This window comes from Saccharothrix sp. NPDC042600 (genome assembly GCF_040647305.1).
GTDB classification, from domain to species: domain Bacteria; phylum Actinomycetota; class Actinomycetes; order Mycobacteriales; family Pseudonocardiaceae; genus Actinosynnema; species Actinosynnema mutabilis.
In genome coordinates, this window is sequence record NZ_JBEZBW010000002.1 from 239,350 (window position 1) to 261,705 (window position 22,356).

The following is a 22,356-nucleotide window of genomic DNA, read 5'->3' on the forward strand; positions in this document are numbered from 1 at the left end:
CACTGCACGTCTGCCTCCAAGACCGCACCGCGCGACGCTGGGCCGCACCCGAGAGCATCCTCCGCTGCGGCGAGGGCGGTCAGGGCACCCGTCTAGCTCCCCGCAGCCGGTTCTCCCGCCGGGAACCGGCGCCGGGCCGTCTCGGCGGCCCGCGTGCCCGCTGCCTGCTCGTGCCATCCCCGTTGGTCCCTGCGGAAGGCCGGCACGACGAGCGTGCCCAGCAGGACCGCCGCCACGACCAGGAGGTCCAGCCACAGGCCCCACGGCTCGCCGGAGTCGGGTGACAGCAATGCCGCGTAGGCGAGCAGCCCCGTCACGCCGAGCAGCTCGCGCAGCGCCAGGCGTCCCACATGGGCCGGCGTGCCGTCCTCGCGCACGTGCCGGTAGCGCAGTAGCCAACCGCCCAGGGTTCGGCCGCCGGTCACGGCGGGCAGCACCACGCGGAGCAGGACGGCCGCGCCGAGCACCCACGGCACGCCGTCCACCAGGCGGCCGACCACCAGCAACGCCATGAGGTCCACGACCGTGCCGGCCACGCGCCGGGGCACCGTCACGGTGTGGGGCGGGGCGCTCGACTCGTCCGCGCCCGGCACCGCCGGTACCACGAACGCCATCGGCGCGAGCAGCCAACCCAGCAGCGCCCCGGAGGTGTTGGAGATCAGGTCGTCCACGTCGGCGATCCGGTACGGGCACGGGTAGATGCCGAGGTTGCCGGTGTACTGCGCCACTTCGACCGCCAGCGACAGCCCCAGCCCGATCGCCACCACCGCCAGCGGGCCTCGGCCGTACGACCGGCGCAGCACCACACCCAGCGGCACGAACAGCGCCACGTTGAACGCCTGCTGGAGGAACGCCGTGGACGTGACCATCGCGACGAGGCCGGACCGCCCGTACGCCGCCATGTTGTTGCGCATGTCGCTGACCCACTGGAACGGCGTGGTCGACAGCATCCGCTCGCCGCGGCACACCTCGCCCGGGTCGGGGAACGGCAGGAAGATCAGCGCCAGCGCCACCAGCCCGTAGGCCAGCAGCCCGTAGAGCACGAACGCCCGGCGCGGCTCCACCCGCCCGAAGCGGTGGTAGTGCAGCGCGACCAGGGGCAGCAGCACCAGCGCTCCGACCCCCACGAACGCCAGGAAGCCCGCTCGGACCGACTCGACGTACGAAGCCAGCATGTCCACCCGTTCACCGACGACTGTTTAGCGGCTCTTTATCACCGGACGGGAAAGCTCAAACCCGACGCGGGGAAGGCGACCCTCGGGATGGGCGGACCCTCGGCTCGTGCGGCCCGGACCGTGGCGTCACTCGTTCAGCTGAGGCTGAACCCTGGAGTGGCCGGGTTCGACGTCGCGGTCGCAGCCTCCGGCCGAAGGGGTGGCTGATGGACGGCGCCTGCGTCGCGCGAGCCGCACCATCGACATCGCCGACTTCGGCGAGCCTCACCCGAGGGCGCCTGCGGTGCCCTGGGCGGACACTCCGAGCGACGCCGGTCCGAGTCGCGGCTGCCTCCGATAGGAAGGCGACATGGCAATTGATCACCTGGAACAGCGCGGCGGCGCCTTCGCCGGGCAGCGGGAGATAGCCGAGTGGTCGATCACCAGGGATTTTGGGGCCGGCGAAGAAAGGCATGTTTGGCCGGAGTCCGCGAGGTGGGTGGGCCGGACTCGTGCGCAGGCGGTGCCCTGGCGTGTTCTCGACCGGCGCCGGGTTCGACCCGGTCAACCTCGTGTGCGGGTGGGGTGGCCGGCAGTGGACCAAGGCGGTCGGAGCGTCCGATCCCTACCCGCGCACCGTCGTCGGTGGTGTTTCGCGCAGTCGGCGTTCGACGCGCTCGGCCTCCGTGAGGCGGAACTGGGTGCGGAACAGCTCAGCGGCGCGTTCCCATGCCTGCCGGGCCTCGGCTGGTTGTCGCAGTGCTGTACGGGTTTCCGCGATGTGGTCGAGGACCTCGGCCTCCAGGTTGGCGTTGCCGATGTCGCGGGCCAGGTCCAGTGCCTCCTGGAAATAGCGGACGGCGTCGGCGAAGTCGCCGGTGTGGTGGGCGATGTAGCCGAGGCTGTCCAGCGTCTCCGCCTCCCCGCCCTCCCTCAGGGACAGTTGCCGGACCAGGGCCAGGGCGTCCTCGCAGGAGGAGCGTGCGTCGGCGTACTCGCCGAGTTGGGCCTGGAACCAGCCGAGGTTGCCCAGGGCCAGGGCGATGTCCCTCGGCCTGTCCAGCGCACGACACAGCTCCAGGGCGTCGGTGGCGTGCGCGACCGCTTCCCGGTTGTCGCCTTGTGGGGCCCACGTCTGGGCGAGACAGGAGTGGATCCACGCCGCCGTCCGGGTGTCGTCGGCCTGCTCGGCCAACGTCAGGCCCCGGGTCAGATGCTCACGGGCCTCCTCGATGCGGTCGAGGTCGGTCAGGGTCTGGCCGAGGTTCAGCCGGCAGGCCGCGCGCACGCCAGGCGCGCTGGTCCGGTCCGCTGCGGCGACCGCGGCCAGCCAGGCCGTGGCGTTGTCGTGGAGGTGGCCGCAGCGCAGCCGGAACATGTTCGCCGACCAGGCGAGCTGCCAGAGCGCCGCGTCCCAGCCGCGTTGCGCGGCCAGGGCCTGCACTCGGCAACCGAGCGCCGTTGTCGTCTGCAGACGCCGTCGCGTGCGGCCAAGCCGTCCGCGGTGCCACGTGGCGCTGGCAAGGCGTTCCTCCACTGCTACGCCACCTCGACCGGCGAGCACAGCGGTACTTTCGGCGCACCAACAAGTCTCCGTTCATGATCGGAGACCTCCTCGACCTCTACACGATCATGACGATCGCACCTCAATTGCGACCGCGCCCCTACACCGTGCTCGCCCAACAGGACTGTCTGCAGCGCAGTCACCGGCGAGCAGCTGAGGCTGCTCGCCGAAGCCGAGTCCTACGTCCACGTGGTCACCAAAGGAGCCTTCAACGTGCATTGCAGCCGATGAAGCCGCCGCGACCGTCAATCTCGCACGACCACGCACATCCGGTCGCGCCGACCTCGGATCGAGGGCTCCGAAAGGCGTTCACGCAGGGGCAACGCCGATACCACTGATCGAAAATGTGCCACCGCCCGAGTAAAGTGCCTGGTCAAGAAGTGTCTTTCCCGCGCGAGCGGGGGTGGTCCGCGCGGTACGACGCGCTCGAGGTTGGTCTGCAAGTCTTTCCCGCGCGAGCGGGGGTGGTCCGCTGGCCGCCGCGCTCGGCTACGAGGACCCGACGTCTTTCCCGCGCGAGCGGGGGTGGTCCCGACACGAACAACAAGCCGATCGTGGGGCCTTTGTCTTTCCCGCGCGAGCGGGGGTGGTCCAAGGACGTTGTCCAGCTCGCTGGGCGTCAGCGCGTCTTTCCCGCGCGAGCGGGGGTGGTCCGCTCACAACCGTGAGCTGGGCAGTTCGGGGGTTGTCTTCCCCGCGCGAGCGGGGGTGGTCCACCGACCGTGAGATGCAGGCGGATTCCCACGCGGTCTTCCCCGCGCGAGCGGGGGTGGTCCCTTGACGCGAGCACCCGCCTTGCTGACCTTGCGGTCTTCCCCGCGCGAGCGGGGGTGGTCCGGCCGCGATCCTGACCAAGCTGCGCGGCGGCTCGTCTTCCCCGCGCGAGCGGGGATGGTCCCACCGTCCGGCTCGCCCCCGGCTTCGAGACCGCGTCTTCCCCGCGCGAGCGGGGGTGGCCCGGACAGCGGCACCGTGGACTCGTCGCCGGGTTGGTCTTCCCGGCGCGAGCGGGGGTGGTCCCGGCGAAGACTGGCGGGTGGTCGCCGACGGCACGTCTTCCCCGCGCGAGCGGGGGTGGTCCGTTCGCGGAGACCCTCGGCATCCCTGCGGAGGAGTCTTCCCCGCGCGAGCGGGGGTGGTCCCGGGACCCGCCCGTTGCCGGTCTCGAACAGCCGGTCTTCCCCGCGCGAGCGGGGGTGGTCCGCCTGGCGACGTCAGTTCAGCTCGCGCAACCTGTCTTCCCAGCGCGGGCGAGGGCTATCCGCACGCCGTACCCGAAGGCAACGTACTGGCCGTTTCCCGCGACAGATGGGCGTAGCCCAGGAGCACAGCGGCAGGCTGCGTCGCGCTCGTCGTCGCCGTGGCGAGCTTGCTCGTCGCCTGCATAGCTTGGAACAAGCCACGCACAGCTCAAGCAACCGGCGACTACTAGCGTCGTCACATCGGCCGTTTCGCCATCGAAACCTTGACACCAGAAGAGGACTTCGACCAATCATCAACCCGCAACCCGCGCGGTGGGTTCCCGCGCGCGGTGGCGCCAAGCGCGCCCGGTCACGTTGCGGCGGGAAGCGGCCGACAACGTCCGCCGACACTGCGGCCGGACTCCGTCTTGGTGGCATCGACTGCCGACCATGTTGGCGCGGGTGGCTGGACTCTCCGAGTCGGAGCCGGCAGACGAGGGACGCGGTTCATCGACCGGAGCGGGCGCGCTCGACCGCCAGTTTGGCTGCTGCGGCTGCTGTCTCCGCCGTTATCGCTGAACGGTCGGCGTCCTGCATCGCCTCGGAGGCTGCTTCGACGGCTGCCTGAGCCCGCTGCGCCGCCGCAGTGGCCGCCTGCGCCGCGTTACGCGCTTCCTCAGCCGAAACAAGCGCTTTCGCCTGTTCCGCGCGTTCGGCCTGCCGCAGCGCCCGCTCTGCTGCGGTCCGGGCCTGCGCACCGGCGTCGTAGACGCCGCTCAAGACCTCCTCGGCGGCTGCCACCAGGGTCGAGTCCTTCAGCGCCGTGGCGCACTGCTGCGCCAACGCCCGCACGTGCACCGGATCCAACGTGATCTCGCAACGGTCCCCGATCACGAGAAAGATCGTGGATGCCAGGCTCCCGCACAGGCGAACCGGTACGTCCGCGGGAACCTGCAGACCGATGCTTGCCGCCACACCATCCCGGTAGAGGACCACGACGCCACTCCGCTCTCAATTCTTCGGCTGGTAGTGGGTCGGCGGGGCACGAGGCGTGTCCTGCCGATCTGGGAACCGCTTCACCTGGGCGTTCAAACTCTGGTCCCCGGTAGCGGTCGATCCGACCGTGCGCGTCGCTGGAACCGCTCGCACGGCGAAAGGCGGGCATGCCCCGCCTCCGGTGTCTTCCGATCAGCGGGAATGCTGATCTTCGCTGCGCAAGCGGTGCTTGGCCCGTGTCACAGGCTGGCCCAGAAGCGCCCTGCGGAAGGCCAAGACCTCTCTGCACGGAACGGGTTTCCGCCGCCACCACCACGCCCGGCAACGCCGGCAGTGGCCGTTGTGATCGGGCTCGTGTCCTGCAAGCAACTCCTGCAGACCGGTCACCAACCCCGGAAGCTCCCTGCGGGCAACCGATGCCGCCGCGCGATCGTCGCCATCCAACGCGACTTCGCAAGCGAGGCGCAGATGCGCGAGGATCTCGCCCATCACCGCGCGGAACACCACGTTGTTGTCCCTCGTCAACGTCACCGCCCACCTCCCGAATGCCCGGCAACCGCCCGCACCTGACCCACCGCGTCGCTGGACTTCCTGGGCGGTGGGAACGGCGTGATCCGCTCGAACCTTCTCCACTCGGCGTCGCACGCCGGGCACGTAGGCCAACAACCGTCGGGGAAGGTAGGCGGCGGATCGTGCGGAACGACAACCTCGACGCCGCACAGCGTCTCGCCGGCTTCGCACGCCACCAGCCGCAGTGGAATCGCGTGCCGCCGGCCCGCGTACGGCAACCAACGAAACGCCCGGGTAGCCACTACAACCGCCGACCGCTCGTCGCCGGTCCAGTCTGCGCCTCGGCAGAACTCGGAACGACACGAACCTGTCGGGGATACACCGGCTCGCTGGCGTGGAGTCGGCCCAACACTGCACGGGCCGGTGGTCTACCGTTGGCAACCCGTCGAGCGCGCTGTACTGGGGTGCGGACAGGGCGGCATGGGGTATCGAGACCGTCAGCCTCTAGGTAAATTCGAGTATTCACATTCCCTCCCATGCATCACTGCCGGTCGGATCGCCACGACCATGCCACACTGAGGCCGTTGATCTGAATATTCAGGTCGAATATCCGCCCGGTCGGGCGAACGGCAGTCTGCTACGGTCCGGCGAGTCACCCACAGGGCCTACCGGAGGTTGACCTAGTGACCGGTCGCGGACCGATGCCGCCGTTCGTCCACAAGCTCGTCGCCGGTCGTCGCCTCGAACGTCTGCGTGCCGACCGAGCCCTCACTCAGGAGGAAGTGGCTAAGCGGTGCGGCTGGTCGCAGTCGAAGGTGGTCAACGCCGAGCAGGGCACCATCAGAGTCCAGCCGAGCGACCTGGAGAAGCTGTTCGACGTCCTGGAGCCGGGCCCGGACGACCGGCGCACGATCACGGCCCACCTCGAACTCGGGCGCGTCTCAGCCCCCAAGCGAGACTTCCGCTGGAAGTTCAAGGACGACAGCCTCCGCAAGGTCGTGGACATGGAGGGCACGGCTGCTGCCAGGCGTGAACACGCCGGGATGATCATCCCGGGACTGCTACAGACCGAGCACTACATGCGCCACCTCTACGGCTCGGTACGCCCGGCTTACAGCGACGACGAGATCGAGGAGTTCATCTCCCTGCGACTCCAGCGGCAACAGGTCCTCGACCACGTGGACCAGCAGTTCCAGTTCAGCATCGACCAGGCCGCGCTGAGCAGGATGAGCAACATGCCGGGTGCCCGCGACCAACTGCTGCACCTCCTGGCCGTCAGCGAACGCCCGAACGTCGACTTGATCTTCGTTCCGTTCAGCCACGGCTACTACCATGGGCAAGAGGCCGAGTACGCGGTCTTCGAGTATCCCGCCGATCCGACGATCCACATCGTCCGAGTCGAAAGCCACGACGGGCTGGAAGTGCTGACCGACGCCAGAACCGTCGACAAGTTCCTGAAGCTGTGGGATGAACAGCGTGACGCGGGGCTGACGCCCGACGAGGCGAGGCCGTTCCTGAGGTTCTTGTCGGGTGCGTCCCGGTCGTCGTGACCGGCGAGGAGCACACCGGAAGGACGTAGCTGATGGACGAGCCAACGACGCCCCTCGACACGGAGTTCACCGGCTGGCGCAAGTCCAGCCACAGCCAACCCACGTCGAACGGTGACTGCGTGCTGATCGGCAGGTCTCGAACCATGATCGGTGTACGGGACTCCAAGTGCCCACACCCCACGGTCCTGGCATTCAGCGGGCCCTCATGGCGCGCCTTCCTCGACGGTGCGATCGCCAAACCGTGACAGGAGAGGCGCCACCGTCACGGCGGGACCGACGCGCGGATCGTCGGTCGGCCGTGGTCTCGTCGCTCTCTCGGCGGATCGAATATTCAGGGCAAGACGTGCGTCCGCCTTGGTGCCGGGTGGCGGCGGTGGTTGTCGCTCGTCCCCTCGAGGTCCGAGCACGTCAGGCTGTCACGGAGAGCGACAACATCACCTGAACAGGCACTCATGCTCCAAGAGCGCGAAACGGCGTTTTATTCCACCTATCCTCGACTTCTCGGGGGAGGAGTCCAGAGCATCAGCAGTTGCGCTCGCGACTTCCTGATCATGTAGACGTGATGGGGTCGTAACGGGTGGGGGCAGTCGGCGATGACGGAGAACACGAAGGCAATTCACGGCGGCGTTGCGCTACGCGGGTCGTTCGCTCAGGAGCTGCGAGCGGCGAGGGGCCGTACATCGCAAGCTTCGGTCGCACACCGCGTCGGGTACAGCCCGAGTCACTACTCGAACGTCGAGAACGGGCACAAACCCCCTACTTTGGACTTCGCTCGGGCGTGTGACATCGCGTTCGACACCGGGAGCCGGTTCGTCGAGTTGTTCCAGGCCGCAGAGCAGCCACCACACCGCAAAGTGCCCGTGCGACCGGCGCAGCTCCCGCCGGCTCCTCGTGTGATCGGTCGTACCGACGCGTTCGAGAAGCTGGAGCGACTGCTCGGGTCGAACTCAAGCACAACGGCGGCGGACGTGATCGCGCTCGACGGTCACGCTGGGGTAGGCAAGACAACCCTCGCGCTCGCATGGGCACACTACGTGAAGAGCCGCTTCCGCGACGGCGCTTTGTTCGTCGACCTGCACGGGCACTCGGCTGACGGCGAGCCGATCGGGACCCACGAGGTGCTGGAGCATCTGCTCAAGGCCCTGGGCGTTCCTGGTGCCGAGATCCCGGCGACGGTGGACTGGCGGTCGTCTCTCCTTCGAACCGTGCTCGACGGAACGAGGACGCTGCTGGTGTTCGACAACGCCGCCCGGTTCGAACAGGTCCGGCCGTTGATCCCGGCGTCTCCGGGCTGTCTTGTGATCGTCACCAGCCGGCGGCGCCTGTCTGATCTGGCAGTACATTTCGGGGCGCACTGCTTGACTGTGGACATGTTCGACGATGCGGACTCCGTCGCGTTGTTGCGTGAAGTGGTGGGGCCGGAGCGGGTCGACGCGGAGCGCAGCGCCACCGAGCGGATCGCGCGGCTGTGCGGTGGCCTCCCATTGGCGTTGAGGGTGGCGGCTGAACGCGTGGCCGCTAGTCGTCACCTCACGCTAACCGGATTGGCGGACGATCTTGCCAAGGTGGGTGAGCGGCTGGACGTGCTGTCGCCTCCTGAGGTGGACGGCGCGGTCCGCACCGTCCTCTCGTGGTCTTACCGTGCGCTCGACTCTGCGGAGCAGCGGTTGTTCCGCCTGCTGGGCATGCACCCGGGCCGGGAGTTCGCCGCGGACGCGGCAGCTGTGATCACGGACCGTCAACCACACGAAGTGCGCAGAATGCTTGATGTGCTGGTCGGCGTTCACCTGCTCCAGGAGGCCGGCGTCCGCCGCTACCGGTTCCACGACCTCGTCCGCGACTACGCCCTCGAACGCCTCGCGGCCGATGAAACACCGGCGGACACCGCGACTGCCGAACGGCGTCTGCTCTACTGGTATCTCCACTCCGCTGCGGTGGCGAACGGGGCCATGTCGCCCAAGCGACCACAGGTCTCGGTCGACCGGTGGACGACGTCGCCGATGCCACAACCCCGTAGATTCGACTCCGGGGAGGAAGCGCTTCAGTGGTTCGAGGCCGAGTTGGCCAACCTCCCTTCCGTGGTCCAGCACGCCTTGGCAGCCGAGCTTCACGATGTGGCGTTCGGTCTGCCGATGGTGATGGGCGACTACCTGTACTGGCGGCGCCCATGGGTGATGTGGATGGGGCCGCTGACCGCGTGTCTGGAGGAAGCTCGCCGACGAGGTGACCGCACGAGCCAAGCGTGGATCCTCATCAACCTCGGCAATGCGTTCCTCACGCAACACCGCTTGGACGATGCCGAGCGCAGCTTCGAGCAAGCCGCGGCGCTTCAGCTCGGGGGAATCGAGAACTTCTGGAGTCTGGTCGGAGTCGGCAGGGTGCAGCAAGTGAAGGACGAGCATTCAACGGCGGCGGAGTACTACCGACGAGCGCTTCGGCTCTGCACCGGACACGAAGATCGGTGGGCATGGGCGATCGTGGCGTCCTACCTGGCTGACACCGAACGCGCGGCCGGCCGACACCAGGAAGCACTCGCACTGTTGAACGAGAGCATCACCATTCTTCGTGCCCACGGCGACCCACAGGCAGAGGCTTGCGCGCTGGACAAGATGGCCGAGGTGTATCGCGGCCTCGGCGACCACGCCGCCTCGCTCGACCACCTGCACAAGGCGTTGGACGCCAGCACTACAGCAGCGGACCGCTGGCAACACGCGGAGTACCGCCGCAAGCTTGGCCATCGCTATCTTGAACTGGGCGACCGGGAACGAACGCATCAGGCGTGGACCGAAGCGCTGCACCAATTCAAGGCACTCGGCGACCCGCGTGCCACACGCATCCGTGCGGACCTCGACGCGATGGATCACCAGCACGTACCGACGCCTCGCCAGGCAGGCTGACCGACCGCCAGTGGAGGTGTCTGAGTGCCCGACCGGATCGCGACACACTACGACCCGAGGCAACGCCTCTTCGTCCACGGATCACCACAGAGCGGCGACATCCCACTTCCGGTGCTTGATGGAGTCCTCTCCATCGACGACAGCGACCTGGACTGGGCCGGCGAGGACTTCGGCCGGGTGGTCCTCAGCCGCCCGCTGGCCGTGGCACACGCCGCTTCACGCAACGACGTCATCGCGATCCAGCGCTTCGCCCGCACCCACGGACTGCCGGTGGTCCCTCGTGCTCAAGGGCACTCGACCAACGGCCAGGCTCAAGCACCCGGCGGGATCGTGCTGAACATCAACCACCTGAACGCCATTCACCACATCGCGGACGACCACATCGTGGTGGAAGCCGGCGCGACATGGAGCCAGGTCGTCACGGCCGCGCTCGCCTACGGCACGACTCCCCCGGTCCTCACCGACTACCTCGAACTCTCGGTCGGCGGCACCCTGTCCGTCGGAGGACTTGGCGGAGCAAGCCACCACCACGGCGCCCAGACCGACAACGTCCTGGAACTGGACGTCGTCACCCCCGACGGCACCCTCCACACATGCTCCACCACCGCCGAACCCGACCTTTTCGACGCTGTCCGCGGCGGCTACGGCGAACGCGGCACCATCGTCCAAGCGACGCTGCGTCTCATCCCCGCACCGACCCACGCCCGCGTCTACCGACTGCGCTACCGCCGCCTGGCTGACCTGTTGGCCGACCAACGGCACCTCGTGGCCGAGCCACGGTTCGACTACCTGGAAGGCCAAGCCAAGCTTGAAGATGACGGCGGTTGGACCTATGTCCTGGAAATCGCCCACTTCTTCACCCCTCCGGCCGAGCCGGACGACGCACGGCTGCTCACCGGCCTGCCCACGGTCGGCGCCGACATGACCGACACCACTTACTGGGACTTCCTCAACCGCATCGCCGACGACGTCGCCCTCCTCCGCCGTATCGGCCCGTGGCAGAACCCCCACCCGTGGAACAACCTTCTCGTACCCGACGACGCCATTGAGGAGATCGTCACGGAAGTACTGTCCGAAGTGGACCGCGAAGCGCTCGGCGACAGTGGTTTGGTCCTCCTCTACCCCCTCCTCCGCGACAGGCTTCGCACACCACAGCTCCAAGTGCCCATCACACCGCTTATCTTCCTGCTCGCTGTGCTTCGTACCGCTCCAGCGAACTCGCCGGAAATCGTCAGCCAGATGGTCGAGCACAACCGCCGAGCCCAGGAGCTGGTCACCACGTCCGGAGGAACGATCTACCTTCGCAGCACCCGAACCCCAGAGCCGAAGTCCCCTGCAGCGCTTCCTTAGTATTCGGAGTATTCGAATACTTACGGCAGCCCGTCACTGCGCCGGATTCTCGTGGTCGCCAAGCAAGTCATCTCCTGGAGGCGATCACATGACTTCGACGACCGCTCGCGCCGCTACCGCGCTCGCCACAGCCATCTCGGCCCTGGTGCTGACACTGAACGTCAACGCCTCGGCCACCCAGGCACGCTGCGGCTACCACCACGTCAACCCCGACCACCACAACGGCGCGGTAGCCCTCTACAACCACTGCGCCGACTCCTTCATCCTCATCCGGGTCGACCACAGCAACGGCCACAGCTACCACCGCTGCGTGGAACCGTGGGGATCGGTCCCCTTCTACCCCAACAGCGGAGTCACCAACGCCTACTACGTCCGCAAATCACCCAACCTCCTCGTCGACAACGCAGGTCACACGATCTGCTCGCTAACCCAACCGCCTGTCTAAACCCCACAACGACGCTGGCGGCTAGCCCACGTCTTCGGGACGTTGGCTAGCCGCCGCGTTGACGCGCTTGAACACCCTCAGGCCTCGACAGGTAGTAAGCAATCACTGCCGTGAAGACGAGGAGCATCAGGCTAAGGTCGTCTTCGATCCCGCCAGCTCGGTATGGCGTTCGATTGCCACACCCAAGGGTCGATACTGATGCAAACCGATCGAAAACCGGCTACCTTCGAGGTAACGTCGCTGGCCAGGAAGTGACTTCCCCGCGCGAGCGGGGCTGGTCCGATCTCGTGTCCGTCCGACACCCACACGATTTCGACTTCCCCGCGCGAGCGGGGCTGGTCCCCTCCATTCACCGAAGGGTCGGCGCTGGATGTCTTCCCCGCGCGAGCGGGACTGGTCCGTCCAGCGACAGCTTGTCGTGCTGCACAGCCAGGTCTTCCCGAGCGAGCAGGGCTGGTCCGGCGATCGCGACACCGGCGCCGATCAGCGCTACGTCTTCCCCGCGCGAGCGGGGCTGGTCCCCGGTCCACATCCGCGTCGCCGCCGAGGATCACGTCTTCCCCGCGCGAGCGGGGCTGGTCCGAACCGGTCCACCGCCGACGCTGCGGCCACCAAGTCTTCCGTGCGAGCGGGGCTGGTCCGTCCTCATCGCCGTCCAGGCCGCGATCGGGAAGGTCTTCCCCGCGCGAGCGGGGCTGGTCCCGGGTCGAGGACGGCCGGGTGGTCGAGCGGGTCGTCTTCCCCGCGGGAGCGGGACTGGTCCCCGGAGTGGCCGCTATCAAGGTCGGTTTGGTCGGTCTTCCCCGCGCGAGCAGGGCTGGTCCGTCCTGCCGCTGCTGGGGCAGCTCTTCGGCGCGGTCTTCCCCGCGCGAGCGGGGCTGGTCCCGACTTGCCAAACCCGATCACGACGTTGCCGTGTCTTCCCCGCGCGAGCGGGGACGGTCCCGGTTCCTGCGGCAAGGGCTGTCCGGCCGCGGTGTCTTCCCCGCGCGAGCGGGGGTGGTCCGGCCGCGCACGAGCTCGTACTCGACACGGGGCCGTCTTCGGTCTCGGGAGTGTCGGAAGTCGACTGCCTGAATTTCGAGGCTCACTACCGGTCCATCGAGAACTTCCCCGGCACCGACATGTCCCGGTGCGACACAGTCCCGCAAAGCCAGTACTCCTACTCGGTGACCGTGATCCGCGGCCGAACCCGACTCGACCAGACCGTGCACTGCCTCATCGGCCTCGGCCCTACGCCCGGTAACAGACGACCCAGCGGCAGCACCACGGACGCATTCGGGAGGTGATCGCCGCCGCGCTCGGTTCGACCGGGTGGTTCCAGAACCTTTGTCGAAGCTTAGCCGAGCGCCGTCGAGCGGCGGTCATCCCGTCCGTGACGTCATCTGGTGCCTTTCGGCGGCACTCTCGGCGAGCCGAAGCGGTGCCTCGCCACGCTCGACTGGCTGCACACGAGGTGGATGCCGTATGTGTAGTCCGTGATTTCTGCGGTGGTGTTCGACGTGGGTGAGACGCTGCTGGACGACTCGCGTGAGTGGGGTGCCTGGGCGGACTGGATCGGGGTCTCCCGGCACACGTTCTCGACGGTGCTGGGTGCCGTGACTGCCGCTGGTCGGGACAACTCGGAGACCTTCGCGTACTTTAAGCCCGGCTTCGACGTCGGACGTGAGCGTCTCCTGCGGGAACAGGCGGGCAAGGGCGAGCTGATCGATGAGGAGGATCTGTACCCGGACGCCCGTCCAGCCCTGGCCGCGCTGCAGGACCTTGGTCTGTGGGTCGGCATCGCAGGCAATCAGACGGTCCGGGTTGCTGAGTTGCTGCGCGAGCTGGCGCTGCCGGTGGACCGGATCGCCACCTCAGGCGAATGGGGTGTCGCTAAGCCCTCGGCGGAGTTCTTTGGCCGGGTGGTCGCCATGACCCCCGAGCGGACTCCCGAGAGCGTGCTCTATGTCGGCGATCACCGCGACAACGACATCGTTCCGGCGAGGGAGGCCGGCTTGCGCACGGCGCTGATCCGGCGCGGTCCGTGGGGGTTCCTGTGGGCCGACGACCCGCTTGTACGCGCGAACGCGGACTGGGTGATCGACTCACTCATGGAACTCCCTGGGATCGTGAGTTCGACCGCGTCGTAAGGCGGCATCTGCGGACCGGCTACCGACGTCGGTCGACTTTCGCCCACACCGCCAAGTCGAGGAGTCGCCCGTCTGCGTGCCGCCACGTGCTGAGCAGGTTGCCGAGGACCTGCTTCACCTGAGGGTGCCCGCGGGTGTGCTGCGGGGCGATGCTCTTGGCGGTCTGGATGCAGGTGAACGCCTCGCTCGGGCGTCCCAGCAAGGTCTGTGCTCGGGCGAGGTCGATGTAGTAGTGGGATCGGCGTTCGGCGGGTAGGTGGTCGGGTGGATGCCACTTCGCCGCGTGCTCGATACCGGTCGCGTCGGCGACTTCGGCAGCCACGGCAAGCTTGTGGATGCGGACCGACAGTGGTCCGAACGCTGTGCCGTGGTAGACGTCCTCGCGTAGGCCGTGGGCGACCCGTTGAGCCTCGGCGAGGTGGTCTCGGGCCCTGTCTGCCTGCATCGATCGCCCAGCCACCACGGCTGCGCGCATGTGCAGGGCACCGAGAGCCGCCGCCGATGCGCGGCTGTGCACGCGGACCTGGTCGATCGCCTGTTCAAGGACACGGCTGGCGGTGGTGAGGTCGCCGCTGGCGAAGTAGGTCTCCGTCCGCACGTAGGCAGCCACGGCACCTAGCAGCGGGTCCTCGGCGACGGCGGCGAACCCGCGCATGAGATCGATGATGCGCGAGGACAGGTCAAAGTAGCGGAATTTGAAGGCCACGCCGTCCGCAGCGCGCAAGGCGAGCGTCAACGCCGACGCCACTTCGCCCCTGTGCCGTTCATCGCCGTGTTGCCGAGCCCTGCTCAACTCGGCGAGCAGGTCGGGTACGCACCGCACGATGTCGACGTAGCGGGCGTTCAAGCGATGCTGGTTCAGCCGCTCGACTTCGTACCGCAAGGTCGCGATCGGTCGCACCGGTCCGTCGTCGGGCATGTCAAGAGCATCGAGCGCTTGGCGTAGGCGCGGGATCGCCACGTGCACGATGTCGTCGTCGTAGCTCAGCTCGTCGGCGACCGGGAGGACGGTTCTGTTTTGGTCGGGTGCGCTGACGGTGCGTGCTCGCAACCGCGTCCGTCGGGCTGCGTCCCGCAGCAAGACCAACGCGCCGCCGGCACCGAGCGCGTCGTCGATCGCGGTGACGAGTTCGAGGGAGGGCAGGTTGTGTCCTTCGCGCTCAGCCAACGAGACGTATTGGCGGGTGTACCCGATCAACGCGCCCAGCCTGGCCTGGCTGAGCTTCGCCGCTTCCCGGCGGGTCTTGATCTCGTGGCGAAGACGAGCATCCGCAGACTCGTGTCCACCATCGGAACCGCTCATCTCGGTCATCACCACTTCTTCGGGAGACGCGAACGCAGTGCGTAATCAGATACACGCACTGCGTAAGGGTACGGCGTGAGTGCGGTGAAGTCTCGGAGGTGAGCGGGCCGTCGTGCCTCAGCGGGCATTAGAGAGTCGCTACAAGCGGGGGGCAAATGCCGGCCTTCGTCGGTTTGCCTCCTCCCCCGGAGACACCGCTTCGAGCTCGACCGCCTTGCCGAGGACGCGGTACCGGCAACGCACGACGCCGACCGATCGGGATCAGAAAGCTGGATCTGACCTTTGCGAGGTCGAAGCGCGTCGCGGCCACGGCCGACACCGCCGCCACTGAACGCCCCAGATCACTGGACCACTCCTGATCACCCTCTACCTGGACGAACACCCTTCATCCAACGCCCGCTCCGCATCGACCACCTCACCGCGTCGCTGCCACGAGACCCCGCGATCTGCAGTGGCTCGCGCAACTCCGAACCAACCAACCAGAGAATCCTCCACAGTGAGGGGCGGGCTGCCGGACCATCGCACGCTGTGCTCGACGTTCGGCCGGACGCCGAGCACGGCAACCTGCTTGAAGGCGACGGTGGCAAGCATCGGCGAGGTGGGAGCGGTACTAAATCAGCTACCGTTCAGCCACCTCGCCAATGCGCTTGTCCTGGCCCCGGACACCAGGCCCTGATTGAGCGCGCGGGCAGTCAGGACTCATAGGCCAGCAAGGCGTCCCCCAGCCGAGCTCGCCTCAAGTCGCCGACACCGTCTTTACGCCTAGTGAAGCTAAACGAAAACCGATGATGATCGCGGTAGAGTGCCTGGTCATCAAGGGTCTTCCCCGCGCACGCGGGGGTGGTCCGTGCCTGCACGCGTTTCATCCGTGAGGGGCGCTGTCTTCCCCGCGCACGCGGGGGTGGTCCCGGATGCGGGGCGAGTACGGCCGCCAGCGCCTGGTCTTCCCCGCGCACGCGGGGGTGGTCCGCTGGTTGATCGGGTCGGGTGTGCCGGTCTCGCGTCTTCCCCGCGCACGCGGGGGTGGTCCGTAGCGGCACAGGCCGTCCGGTGTGACGGTGCCGTCTTCCCCGCGCACGCGGGGGTGGTCCCCGCAGCAGGGTGTCGTTGGCGCGGCTGTGGCAGTCTTCCCCGCGCACGCGGGGGTGGTCCGCGCCGGTACGCGCGGGGCGCGATCGAGCGGTTGTCTTCCCCGCGCACGCGGGGGTGGTCCCATCACCTCGAAGCCGTCGTTGACCGAGTACCGGTCTTCCCCGCGCACGCGGGGGGTGGTCCCGGGCGCTGCTGATCGACGCTCGCGACTGGTCCGTCTTCCCCGCGCACGCGGGGGTGGTCCGGGCATCTGGGACGGTGTTCTGGGCGCGGTCAAGTCTTCCCCGCGCACGCGGGGGTGGTCCGGAGGTCGCCGCGAGGCTGGCCGACCCAAGCCAGTCTTCCCCGCGCACGCGGGGGTGGTCCCTCATCGAGGCCAACATCCACAACCACGTCGCAGTCTTCCCCGCGCACGCGGGGGTGGTCCGGCCATCGTGGCGGCCGGGATCGCCGGGTTGACGTCTTCCCCGCGCACGCGGGGGTGGTCCCTCGCGGGCGCGCAAGCGCCGCACGAATCTTCCGTCTTCCCCGCGCACGCGGGGGTGGTCCGTACGTGAACCCCGCGGGCATCCAGCCGGACGGGTCTTCCCCGCGCACGCGGGGGTGGTCTCTCGCCCGACGCGACGACGGTCAGGATGTGGTCTTCCGTGGGGTTGTCCGGGGCCGCCGTGGCGCGCTTGAAGGTTGCCGAGCTCCCTGCGCACGCGGGGCCCGTTTCTGGAGGCCGCGGGAGTCGAGTGTCCAACTTTCCTCGTGCAAGCGGGGTGGCTCGGAGCTGGACAACTTGAGTGCAGAAGCTGACTGCTAACACGAATCGCCAGGCAGGTGTACCTGCCTGGCGATTGCTGGCGCTCTCAGGATGCGATTGGTTCGTCGGGCTGGTGGTTGAGGAGTGCTACCAGTCGGGTGCCGGGCGTGTAGCGGCGTTTGATGTCGCGGTGGAGTAGTCCGGCGTTCCAGAGGGTGATCAGCAGGCGGTGGACGGTGGTCATGGGGAGGTTGAGTTCGGCGCAGATCTGGGACAGGCGCAGTGGCCTGCCCTGGCGTGCGATGAACTCGAGGACCTGTAGTAGGCGTTCGAGGTAGTCGCCGTGGCGTGGTTCACCGTCGTGTACGGCGAGGTCGGGGTGGTGCTGTGGGAGGAACGCGGATTGCCATGCCCTGGGGTGTGCATGGGGGTGCGGAGTGGTGATGGCGGCCGGGGACTGCACGGTGGGGACGGTGCGGGTGAATTGTGTGGTGAGCATGTTCCGGCTCCTCTGGGAACGTTCGACTGTGGGTGTCGTGGTTCGAGTTTCGGAACATGTTGTGGACTCGGGCAAGGTTGTCGTCGTATTCGAATTGCGCGAATAGCGAATAGGGGTGCTCGGGTGTCAGGCTGCGCGGGCGTGTGTGGTGGTGACGGTGGCGCGGGAGGCGGTGAAGGCGTGGGCGGCGAGGGCGGGGGTGATGTGGAGGGCTCGGGACAGGCGGTGTGCGAGGGCGGGTGGGAGGTCACCGGTGCGTTCGTAGTCGTCGACGGCTTGGTCGCTGATGCCGATGATCGCGGCGAGCAGGGGTCCTGGTTCGGGGCCGAGGTAGCCCTGTTCCCACATGGCCAGGCGGTGGGGTTTGAGCGCGAGGCGGTGGGCGAGGTCGGTCGCGGTGATCGCGCGCAGGCTGCGTAGGTCGGTGATGGTGGGTGGGCCGTCGGGCAGGTGTTGGAGTTGGGCGGGGACGACGCGCAGCTCGTGGCAGACGCGGCGGAGGTCGGCTGCGGAGATGGGGGTGATGCCCCGTTCCCACCGGTAGATCTTGTTGTCGTGGATGGACATCCGCTTGGCCAGTGCGATCTGGGTGATGCGGGCGCGCCTGCGGTGGAAGGTCATGGCCGCAGGGTTGAACAGCGGGATGTCGGTGTTGTGCGAAGGCATGGCGGCGCTCCCCCGGTCAGGCGCTGAGGTCGGACGGCTGTGTCAGGCCCGTCGCGCCGGCTGTGGTCAGCGCGTGGGTGAGTTGCGCGGCGATGGCGGGTGAGGCCGCGTGCAGTAGGTGCCCGGTGGCGGTGTGTCCGATGACGGCGTCGGCTTCGCGCGCGATGAGGACCGCGGCCCGCCAGGCGGTGGGGTTGGGGCGGTGTTGGTAGAACCCGTCGAGGGCTCCGGAGGCGACCCAGCACAGGGTCAGCGCCGGTGAGCCGATGAGGCGCAGGTCGCCGACCTTGGTGGCGAGGCGGACCGCGAGACGTGCTTCGTTTCGGCGTTGGGTCGGGTCGGCGCTGAATCCGATGGCGACCAAGGCGTGGTTGAGGTTGCTCTGGGATCCGGTGCGGACGGGGAGCCGGTGGGTGCCGTGGCGGGAGTCGAGCAGTCGGGCTCCCTGCGTGAAGCCGGCTGACCAGAGCCTGCCGGTGGCGGGTTCGGCGACGGCGCTGGCGAGGGTGATGTCATCGAGCGTGGCGGCGACGGACACGGTGTGGGCCGGGAGGCCGCGGGCGAGGTTGTGGCTTCCGCCGATCGGCTCGATGACCCATTCGATGTCGGCTGAGGTGATGAGGTCGGGTTCGTGGTGCTTGCGGGCTTTGAGCTGATCGAGCGCTGTGGTGATGGCGCTGTGCACGAGCGCTTCGGCGCGGTGGCCGCCTAGCCGAGTGGCCGGGCGCGGGCATGGCTGGGTGGTGCCTGTGCGGCGGAGTTCCCTGCGTATGGCGACTGCGCCCGTCGCGGCGAGATATTCGGCAATCTCCTGAAGTCGCGCGACGTCCGCCATGACTTCCCCCTTACCCGAAACGACTTGTTCGAAAGCGAAGGTAAACCGACTCGCCCCGATTGGGCACCTTTTCCGATTCACGAGAGAAGCCACCTCCGGCCATCGATTCCGCGATTCGGGAATTCCGGTTAATCGCCGCGAGAGCAGTGACATCTGCCGGCTGCGGGATGACCGTCGGTGCTCGGTATCGGCAGGAGGGGTGCGCTGTGGTGAAGATACGAGCGGCACGTCGGCTGGTGGTCGCGGCATCGGCGGTCGCGGTCGTGGTGGCGTGCGAGGCTGGGCCGGAGGTTCCGGTCGGCGGCTCGGATGCGACGTCGAGTGTTTCGGTCTCACGGGAGTGGGAGGCCGCCCAGGTCTCGGTGGTGTCCGCACGGGTGGTCGGGATGGTCGTCACCGATGGTGCGCCCAGTCGTGGCCTGGTTGCCGTGGGTGGCGAGTTGGTGGAGGCGGTCGTCACGGTGGCGGGAGGAGCGGTCAGGGCGGTCGGTGCGGACGACGGTCGCGTGCGGCTGCAGGCCGACCTGACGGATGGGATGCACGCCGGCGGGTTGGCCCGGGTTCCGGCCGGGGTGTGGCAGTTCGCGGTGGATGGAGACGTGGCGGTGTTGCGGGATCCGGTGTCCCTGCGGGAGATTCGTCGGGCCCGTGTCGGCGCGGGGTGGGGTGCGTGCTTCACCGGTGAGGTCGTGGTGCTCAGCGACGGCACGAACCGGTTGGTGACACGGGATCCGCAGAACCTGGTCGAACTGGGCTCGGTTCGGATCACCGGGCACTGGGTCGCCGCACAGCGACTGGCCGGTTTGGCGTGTGTGCACGCCGAGGGCAGGGCGCAGGTGTGGGCGTTGGTCGCGAACTCGGACTGGGTGGTGCGTGTGGACCCGGCCCGCGGGGTGGTGACCGCTGTGGCGAGTCTGGCGCGGATCCGCGCGGAGAAGGCCGGGCTCGGTGGCGTGATCGGTGGGATCGCCGCGACGGCGCAGCCGGACGAGTTCTGGGTCACCGGCGCGTTCCCGCACCGCTTCAAGGTGCGGTTGAAGGCCGGGTCGTGAACCGGCCAACGCCGGCTTCGGCGGAGGCCGACCGATGAAGGTTCTCGTCGCGTTCGTGTCCGCGGTCGTGTCCCTTGTCCTGGTGGCGGCCATGCTCGTGGTGAACCGCAAGGCCGACGCGGACGCCGATCCGCTCTCGTGCTCCACCCGGCTGGTCGAGGGCAGCGGCGGTGTCCGTCTGTCCGACGCGCAGGCCGGTGTCGTCGAGGCGATTCTGGGCGCTGCAAGGGAGATGGGCATCGTGCGGCGTGGAGCGACGATCGCGTTGCAGACCGCAATACAGGAGAGCACGTTGCGCGCCGACGTGGTGGTCGGCGAGGCGGTCGGAGCGTTCCAGCAGATCGCGCCCGGCCCGTACAGCACCTACACCGGCTACGACCGCACGAACCCGGCTGCCGCGGCCAAGGGGTTCTTCAGGGTGTTGCTGCGTCGGGTTCCCGGCTATGCCAACGATCCGCGGCCGAACCACGACCTGGCGCAGGTCGTCCAGGCGAGTGGTGCGGGCGCGGCGCTGTACGCCAAGCATCAGCCCTGGGCGGAGGCTGTCACGGCCGCGTCGTACACCGACCCGGTGCCCTGTACCGCGATCGCGGGCCCGGTACGGGTGCAGGTCGTCGGCAACACGGTGGTTCTGCCGGCGCAGGCCGGGGTGTCGGGCAGGGTGGTGGCGGGGACACCGCAGGTGGCCAAGGCGATCGGCGCGGCGCTGGCGTGGTTGGGCACCCCGTACGCGTGGGGCGGCGGCGACGAAAACGGCCCTACCCGCGGGGTCCGCGACAACGGGGTGGCCGACGCGCACGGCGACTACCTCAAGGTCGGCTTCGATTGCAGCGGCCTGACGCTCTACGCCTATGCCCAGGCCGGAGTCCGCCTGACCCGCCCCTCCGACGCGCAGTTGACCCGCGCACGGCTCGTCGTGCCGTTCACCCAGGCCCGCCCCGGCGATCTACTGTTCTGGGGCACCCACCACGTGGCCCTGTACCTGGGCGTGCACGAGGGTCGTCACCTCATGGTGGAAGCCCCTGCATCGGGCGATGTGGTGAAGGTGTCGCCGGTGCGGCTGGGCGGGGACTTCCGCGGTGTCGCGGCCCACCCGATCCCCGTTAACTAGGTTGAGCCGCTTGGGCCATGCACCAGTTCGATCGTCGAAGGTGCCCCGCCTACAACTGGAAGGGCCGATACGACAACGCCTGGTCGACCACTTCGTCGGGCGTCATCCCGTCGCCGTCCGGATAGAACACAAGATCCGTAATACGCGGGTGGCCGGTGGACTGCCGCAACGCCTCCACGACCTCTTCCGTCCGATCCCCGTCGATCTTTTTGGCTGCCAACTCCCCAACCAGTTCGATCATCTCGGCTCGAGTCAGCTTCTCCACGTCGAGGCCACTTCCACGCGGGCCACGGTAGCAACGACCGGGTTCATCCCTGCGCAGGGTCGTCGCTTCAGCCGTTGTCCCGCAGAGAGATGCGCCGAACCTGCGGGGAGCGCTTGTCGGAGTAGGCGAGCCACTTCCATTCGTCCTCCGGTTGGAACGGCACCGGCGGACCGGTCGGCGGCCCTGCCGTCGGGGCGAGCACCCGGCTGTAGATGCGCCCGGTGACCAAGTCGATCAGGCACGATATCGCACCACAGTCGAACGCCTCCACCACCGGCTCGTCGTCGTACCGCCAGACACCCCCGTTGGAGACCGCCACCGTCCACTCCTCCGGGTCGGACGACCGACGGCTTCAGAGTCATGCAGTTGCTCGGCACCTTGCCCCTCACCAGAGCGATCAGGAACGCAACCGCGCCGACGTCATACCGCTCCCAACTCCCGTCCGCACCGGAGGCGATCACAGGCCACTCGTTCGGGTCGCCTCGATACCCAGCCAGAACAACGCGCCGCCCATCGGGTCGCTGAAGCGGGCCAAGGGATCAGGCCGGGTAACTCCGGGTACGACGTGTACGGCCGCTCCTGGCCGTCGGCCAACCGAACCATCGTCTCCCGTGACAACGCCAACAGGTCACCCACATGCCCCTTGGTCGTCGGCGGCTGCACCAGCACCGTGCCCCCGTACCTCCCCGCCGGAATGGTGGTCCACAGCGCCTTGTAGTCGTCAGGCAACGCAAGACCGAGGAGCCCTTCGGTGGTGCTCCAGTCCGGCCGCCAGAGCGGCTGCCCGGTCCAGCCCACCAAATCGGCCAAAACGTCAACAGCCTAAGGTCGCTTCGACTGCAGCGGCCTGACGCTGTACGCCTACACCCAAGCCGTTTTGACCGTATGATCATGTACCGAGAATAGGCCCGGTCGCAACGTGTGTTCATGCCAACGAGCGGACGTTCCTGGAGGTAGTGGGTGTGGTCGGGCACGGATGGGGATCGACGTAGATCATCCGCCGCTC

At 68.1% G+C, this 22,356-nt stretch carries 19 protein-coding genes, 1 pseudogene and 3 CRISPR repeat arrays; of the genes and pseudogenes, 9 read left to right on the forward strand and 11 right to left on the reverse strand.

All coding sequences use genetic code 11. From position 1 onward, the window contains the following. Positions 1 to 92 precede the first annotated feature (92 nt). From AB0A74_RS03070 to AB0A74_RS03090, 5 genes are all read right to left on the reverse strand, one after another. Positions 93 to 1,175: a VanZ family protein gene (locus AB0A74_RS03070; protein WP_358247270.1), complete on the reverse strand. Its 1,083-nt coding sequence runs from the start codon at positions 1,173 to 1,175 to the stop codon at positions 93 to 95. 604 nt (positions 1,176 to 1,779) lie between these two features. Then, entirely contained in the window at positions 1,780 to 2,598 is an 819-nt protein-coding gene (locus tag AB0A74_RS03075; protein ID WP_358247215.1) for a tetratricopeptide repeat protein, read from the reverse strand. A gap of 502 nt (positions 2,599 to 3,100) precedes the next feature. Then, a CRISPR array of direct repeats spans positions 3,101 to 3,981; the repeat unit is 28 nt; unit sequence GTCTTCCCCGCGCGAGCGGGGGTGGTCC. A 425-nt stretch (positions 3,982 to 4,406) separates the two neighbouring features. Continuing rightward, a complete protein-coding gene (locus AB0A74_RS03080) occupies positions 4,407 to 4,895 on the reverse strand; it encodes a hypothetical protein (RefSeq protein ID WP_358247216.1) in 489 nt (162 codons plus the stop codon). Between the two features lie 192 nt (positions 4,896 to 5,087). Further along, the gene (locus AB0A74_RS03085) at positions 5,088 to 5,426 is read right to left on the reverse strand and encodes a hypothetical protein (protein ID WP_358247217.1); all 339 of its coding nucleotides are present in this window, start codon (positions 5,424 to 5,426) and stop codon (positions 5,088 to 5,090) included. Then, positions 5,423 to 5,707 carry a zinc finger protein gene (locus tag AB0A74_RS03090; RefSeq protein WP_358247218.1) on the reverse strand — a complete coding sequence of 95 codons (285 nt, stop codon included), beginning with the start codon at positions 5,705 to 5,707 and terminating at the stop codon, positions 5,423 to 5,425. Before AB0A74_RS03090 ends, AB0A74_RS03085 begins: the two co-directional genes overlap by 4 nt. Before the next feature lie 381 nt (positions 5,708 to 6,088). On the opposite strand from AB0A74_RS03090, the gene AB0A74_RS03095 reads away from it, so the two are divergent. The 7 genes and pseudogenes from AB0A74_RS03095 to AB0A74_RS03125 all read left to right on the forward strand — a co-directional run bounded on the left by AB0A74_RS03095 (position 6,089) and on the right by AB0A74_RS03125 (position 13,779). Then, positions 6,089 to 6,955: a helix-turn-helix transcriptional regulator gene (locus tag AB0A74_RS03095; protein WP_358247219.1), complete on the forward strand. Its 867-nt coding sequence runs from the start codon at positions 6,089 to 6,091 to the stop codon at positions 6,953 to 6,955. Positions 6,956 to 6,987: 32 nt separating this feature from the next. Beyond that, on the forward strand, positions 6,988 to 7,200 hold the full coding sequence (locus AB0A74_RS03100; protein ID WP_358247220.1) for a DUF397 domain-containing protein: 213 nt from the start codon (positions 6,988 to 6,990) through the stop codon (positions 7,198 to 7,200). A 348-nt stretch (positions 7,201 to 7,548) separates the two neighbouring features. Beyond that, a pseudogene (locus AB0A74_RS03105) lies at positions 7,549 to 7,740 on the forward strand (helix-turn-helix transcriptional regulator); the annotation flags it as partial. Positions 7,741 to 7,848: 108 nt separating this feature from the next. After that, the gene (locus AB0A74_RS03110; RefSeq protein WP_358247271.1) at positions 7,849 to 9,852 is read left to right on the forward strand and encodes a tetratricopeptide repeat protein; all 2,004 of its coding nucleotides are present in this window, start codon (positions 7,849 to 7,851) and stop codon (positions 9,850 to 9,852) included. A gap of 24 nt (positions 9,853 to 9,876) precedes the next feature. Then, complete coding sequence (locus tag AB0A74_RS03115; protein WP_358247221.1) at positions 9,877 to 11,202, forward strand: FAD-binding protein; 1,326 nt, start codon at positions 9,877 to 9,879, stop codon at positions 11,200 to 11,202. 88 nt (positions 11,203 to 11,290) lie between these two features. Next, complete coding sequence (locus tag AB0A74_RS03120) at positions 11,291 to 11,647, forward strand: DUF6355 family natural product biosynthesis protein (protein WP_358247222.1); 357 nt, start codon at positions 11,291 to 11,293, stop codon at positions 11,645 to 11,647. 253 nt (positions 11,648 to 11,900) lie between these two features. Continuing rightward, positions 11,901 to 12,653: a CRISPR direct-repeat array (repeat unit 28 nt; unit sequence GTCTTCCCCGCGCGAGCGGGGCTGGTCC). A 472-nt stretch (positions 12,654 to 13,125) separates the two neighbouring features. Further along, complete coding sequence (locus AB0A74_RS03125) at positions 13,126 to 13,779, forward strand: HAD family hydrolase (RefSeq protein ID WP_358247223.1); 654 nt, start codon at positions 13,126 to 13,128, stop codon at positions 13,777 to 13,779. A gap of 19 nt (positions 13,780 to 13,798) precedes the next feature. Here AB0A74_RS03125 and AB0A74_RS03130 read toward each other — a convergent pair whose 3' ends face one another. The 4 genes from AB0A74_RS03130 to AB0A74_RS03145 form a co-directional block, all read right to left on the reverse strand. Further along, positions 13,799 to 15,091 (reverse strand): helix-turn-helix transcriptional regulator, encoded by a 1,293-nt coding sequence (locus tag AB0A74_RS03130; protein ID WP_358247224.1) that lies wholly within the window; start codon positions 15,089 to 15,091, stop codon positions 13,799 to 13,801. Positions 15,092 to 15,901: 810 nt separating this feature from the next. Beyond that, positions 15,902 to 16,784: a CRISPR direct-repeat array (repeat unit 28 nt; unit sequence GTCTTCCCCGCGCACGCGGGGGTGGTCC). A 244-nt stretch (positions 16,785 to 17,028) separates the two neighbouring features. Continuing rightward, complete coding sequence (locus tag AB0A74_RS03135) at positions 17,029 to 17,421, reverse strand: helix-turn-helix domain-containing protein (protein WP_358247225.1); 393 nt, start codon at positions 17,419 to 17,421, stop codon at positions 17,029 to 17,031. 126 nt (positions 17,422 to 17,547) lie between these two features. Then, entirely contained in the window at positions 17,548 to 18,087 is a 540-nt protein-coding gene (locus tag AB0A74_RS03140; protein WP_358247226.1) for a helix-turn-helix transcriptional regulator, read from the reverse strand. 16 nt (positions 18,088 to 18,103) lie between these two features. Then, positions 18,104 to 18,922 (reverse strand): inositol monophosphatase family protein, encoded by an 819-nt coding sequence (locus AB0A74_RS03145; RefSeq protein ID WP_358247227.1) that lies wholly within the window; start codon positions 18,920 to 18,922, stop codon positions 18,104 to 18,106. A gap of 59 nt (positions 18,923 to 18,981) precedes the next feature. On the opposite strand from AB0A74_RS03145, the gene AB0A74_RS03150 reads away from it, so the two are divergent. Continuing rightward, a complete protein-coding gene (locus AB0A74_RS03150) occupies positions 18,982 to 19,974 on the forward strand; it encodes a glutaminyl-peptide cyclotransferase (RefSeq protein WP_358247228.1) in 993 nt (330 codons plus the stop codon). A 34-nt stretch (positions 19,975 to 20,008) separates the two neighbouring features. Beyond that, a complete protein-coding gene (locus AB0A74_RS03155) occupies positions 20,009 to 21,085 on the forward strand; it encodes a C40 family peptidase (protein ID WP_358247229.1) in 1,077 nt (358 codons plus the stop codon). 49 nt (positions 21,086 to 21,134) lie between these two features. Here AB0A74_RS03155 and AB0A74_RS03160 read toward each other — a convergent pair whose 3' ends face one another. Together AB0A74_RS03160 and AB0A74_RS03165 are read right to left on the reverse strand one after the other, a co-directional pair. Next, positions 21,135 to 21,350, reverse strand: coding sequence for a bacteriocin immunity protein (locus AB0A74_RS03160; protein ID WP_358247230.1), 216 nt, complete (start codon positions 21,348 to 21,350; stop codon positions 21,135 to 21,137). A gap of 67 nt (positions 21,351 to 21,417) precedes the next feature. Next, positions 21,418 to 21,669, reverse strand: coding sequence for a hypothetical protein (locus AB0A74_RS03165; protein ID WP_358247231.1), 252 nt, complete (start codon positions 21,667 to 21,669; stop codon positions 21,418 to 21,420). Positions 21,670 to 22,356: the final 687 nt, after the last annotated feature.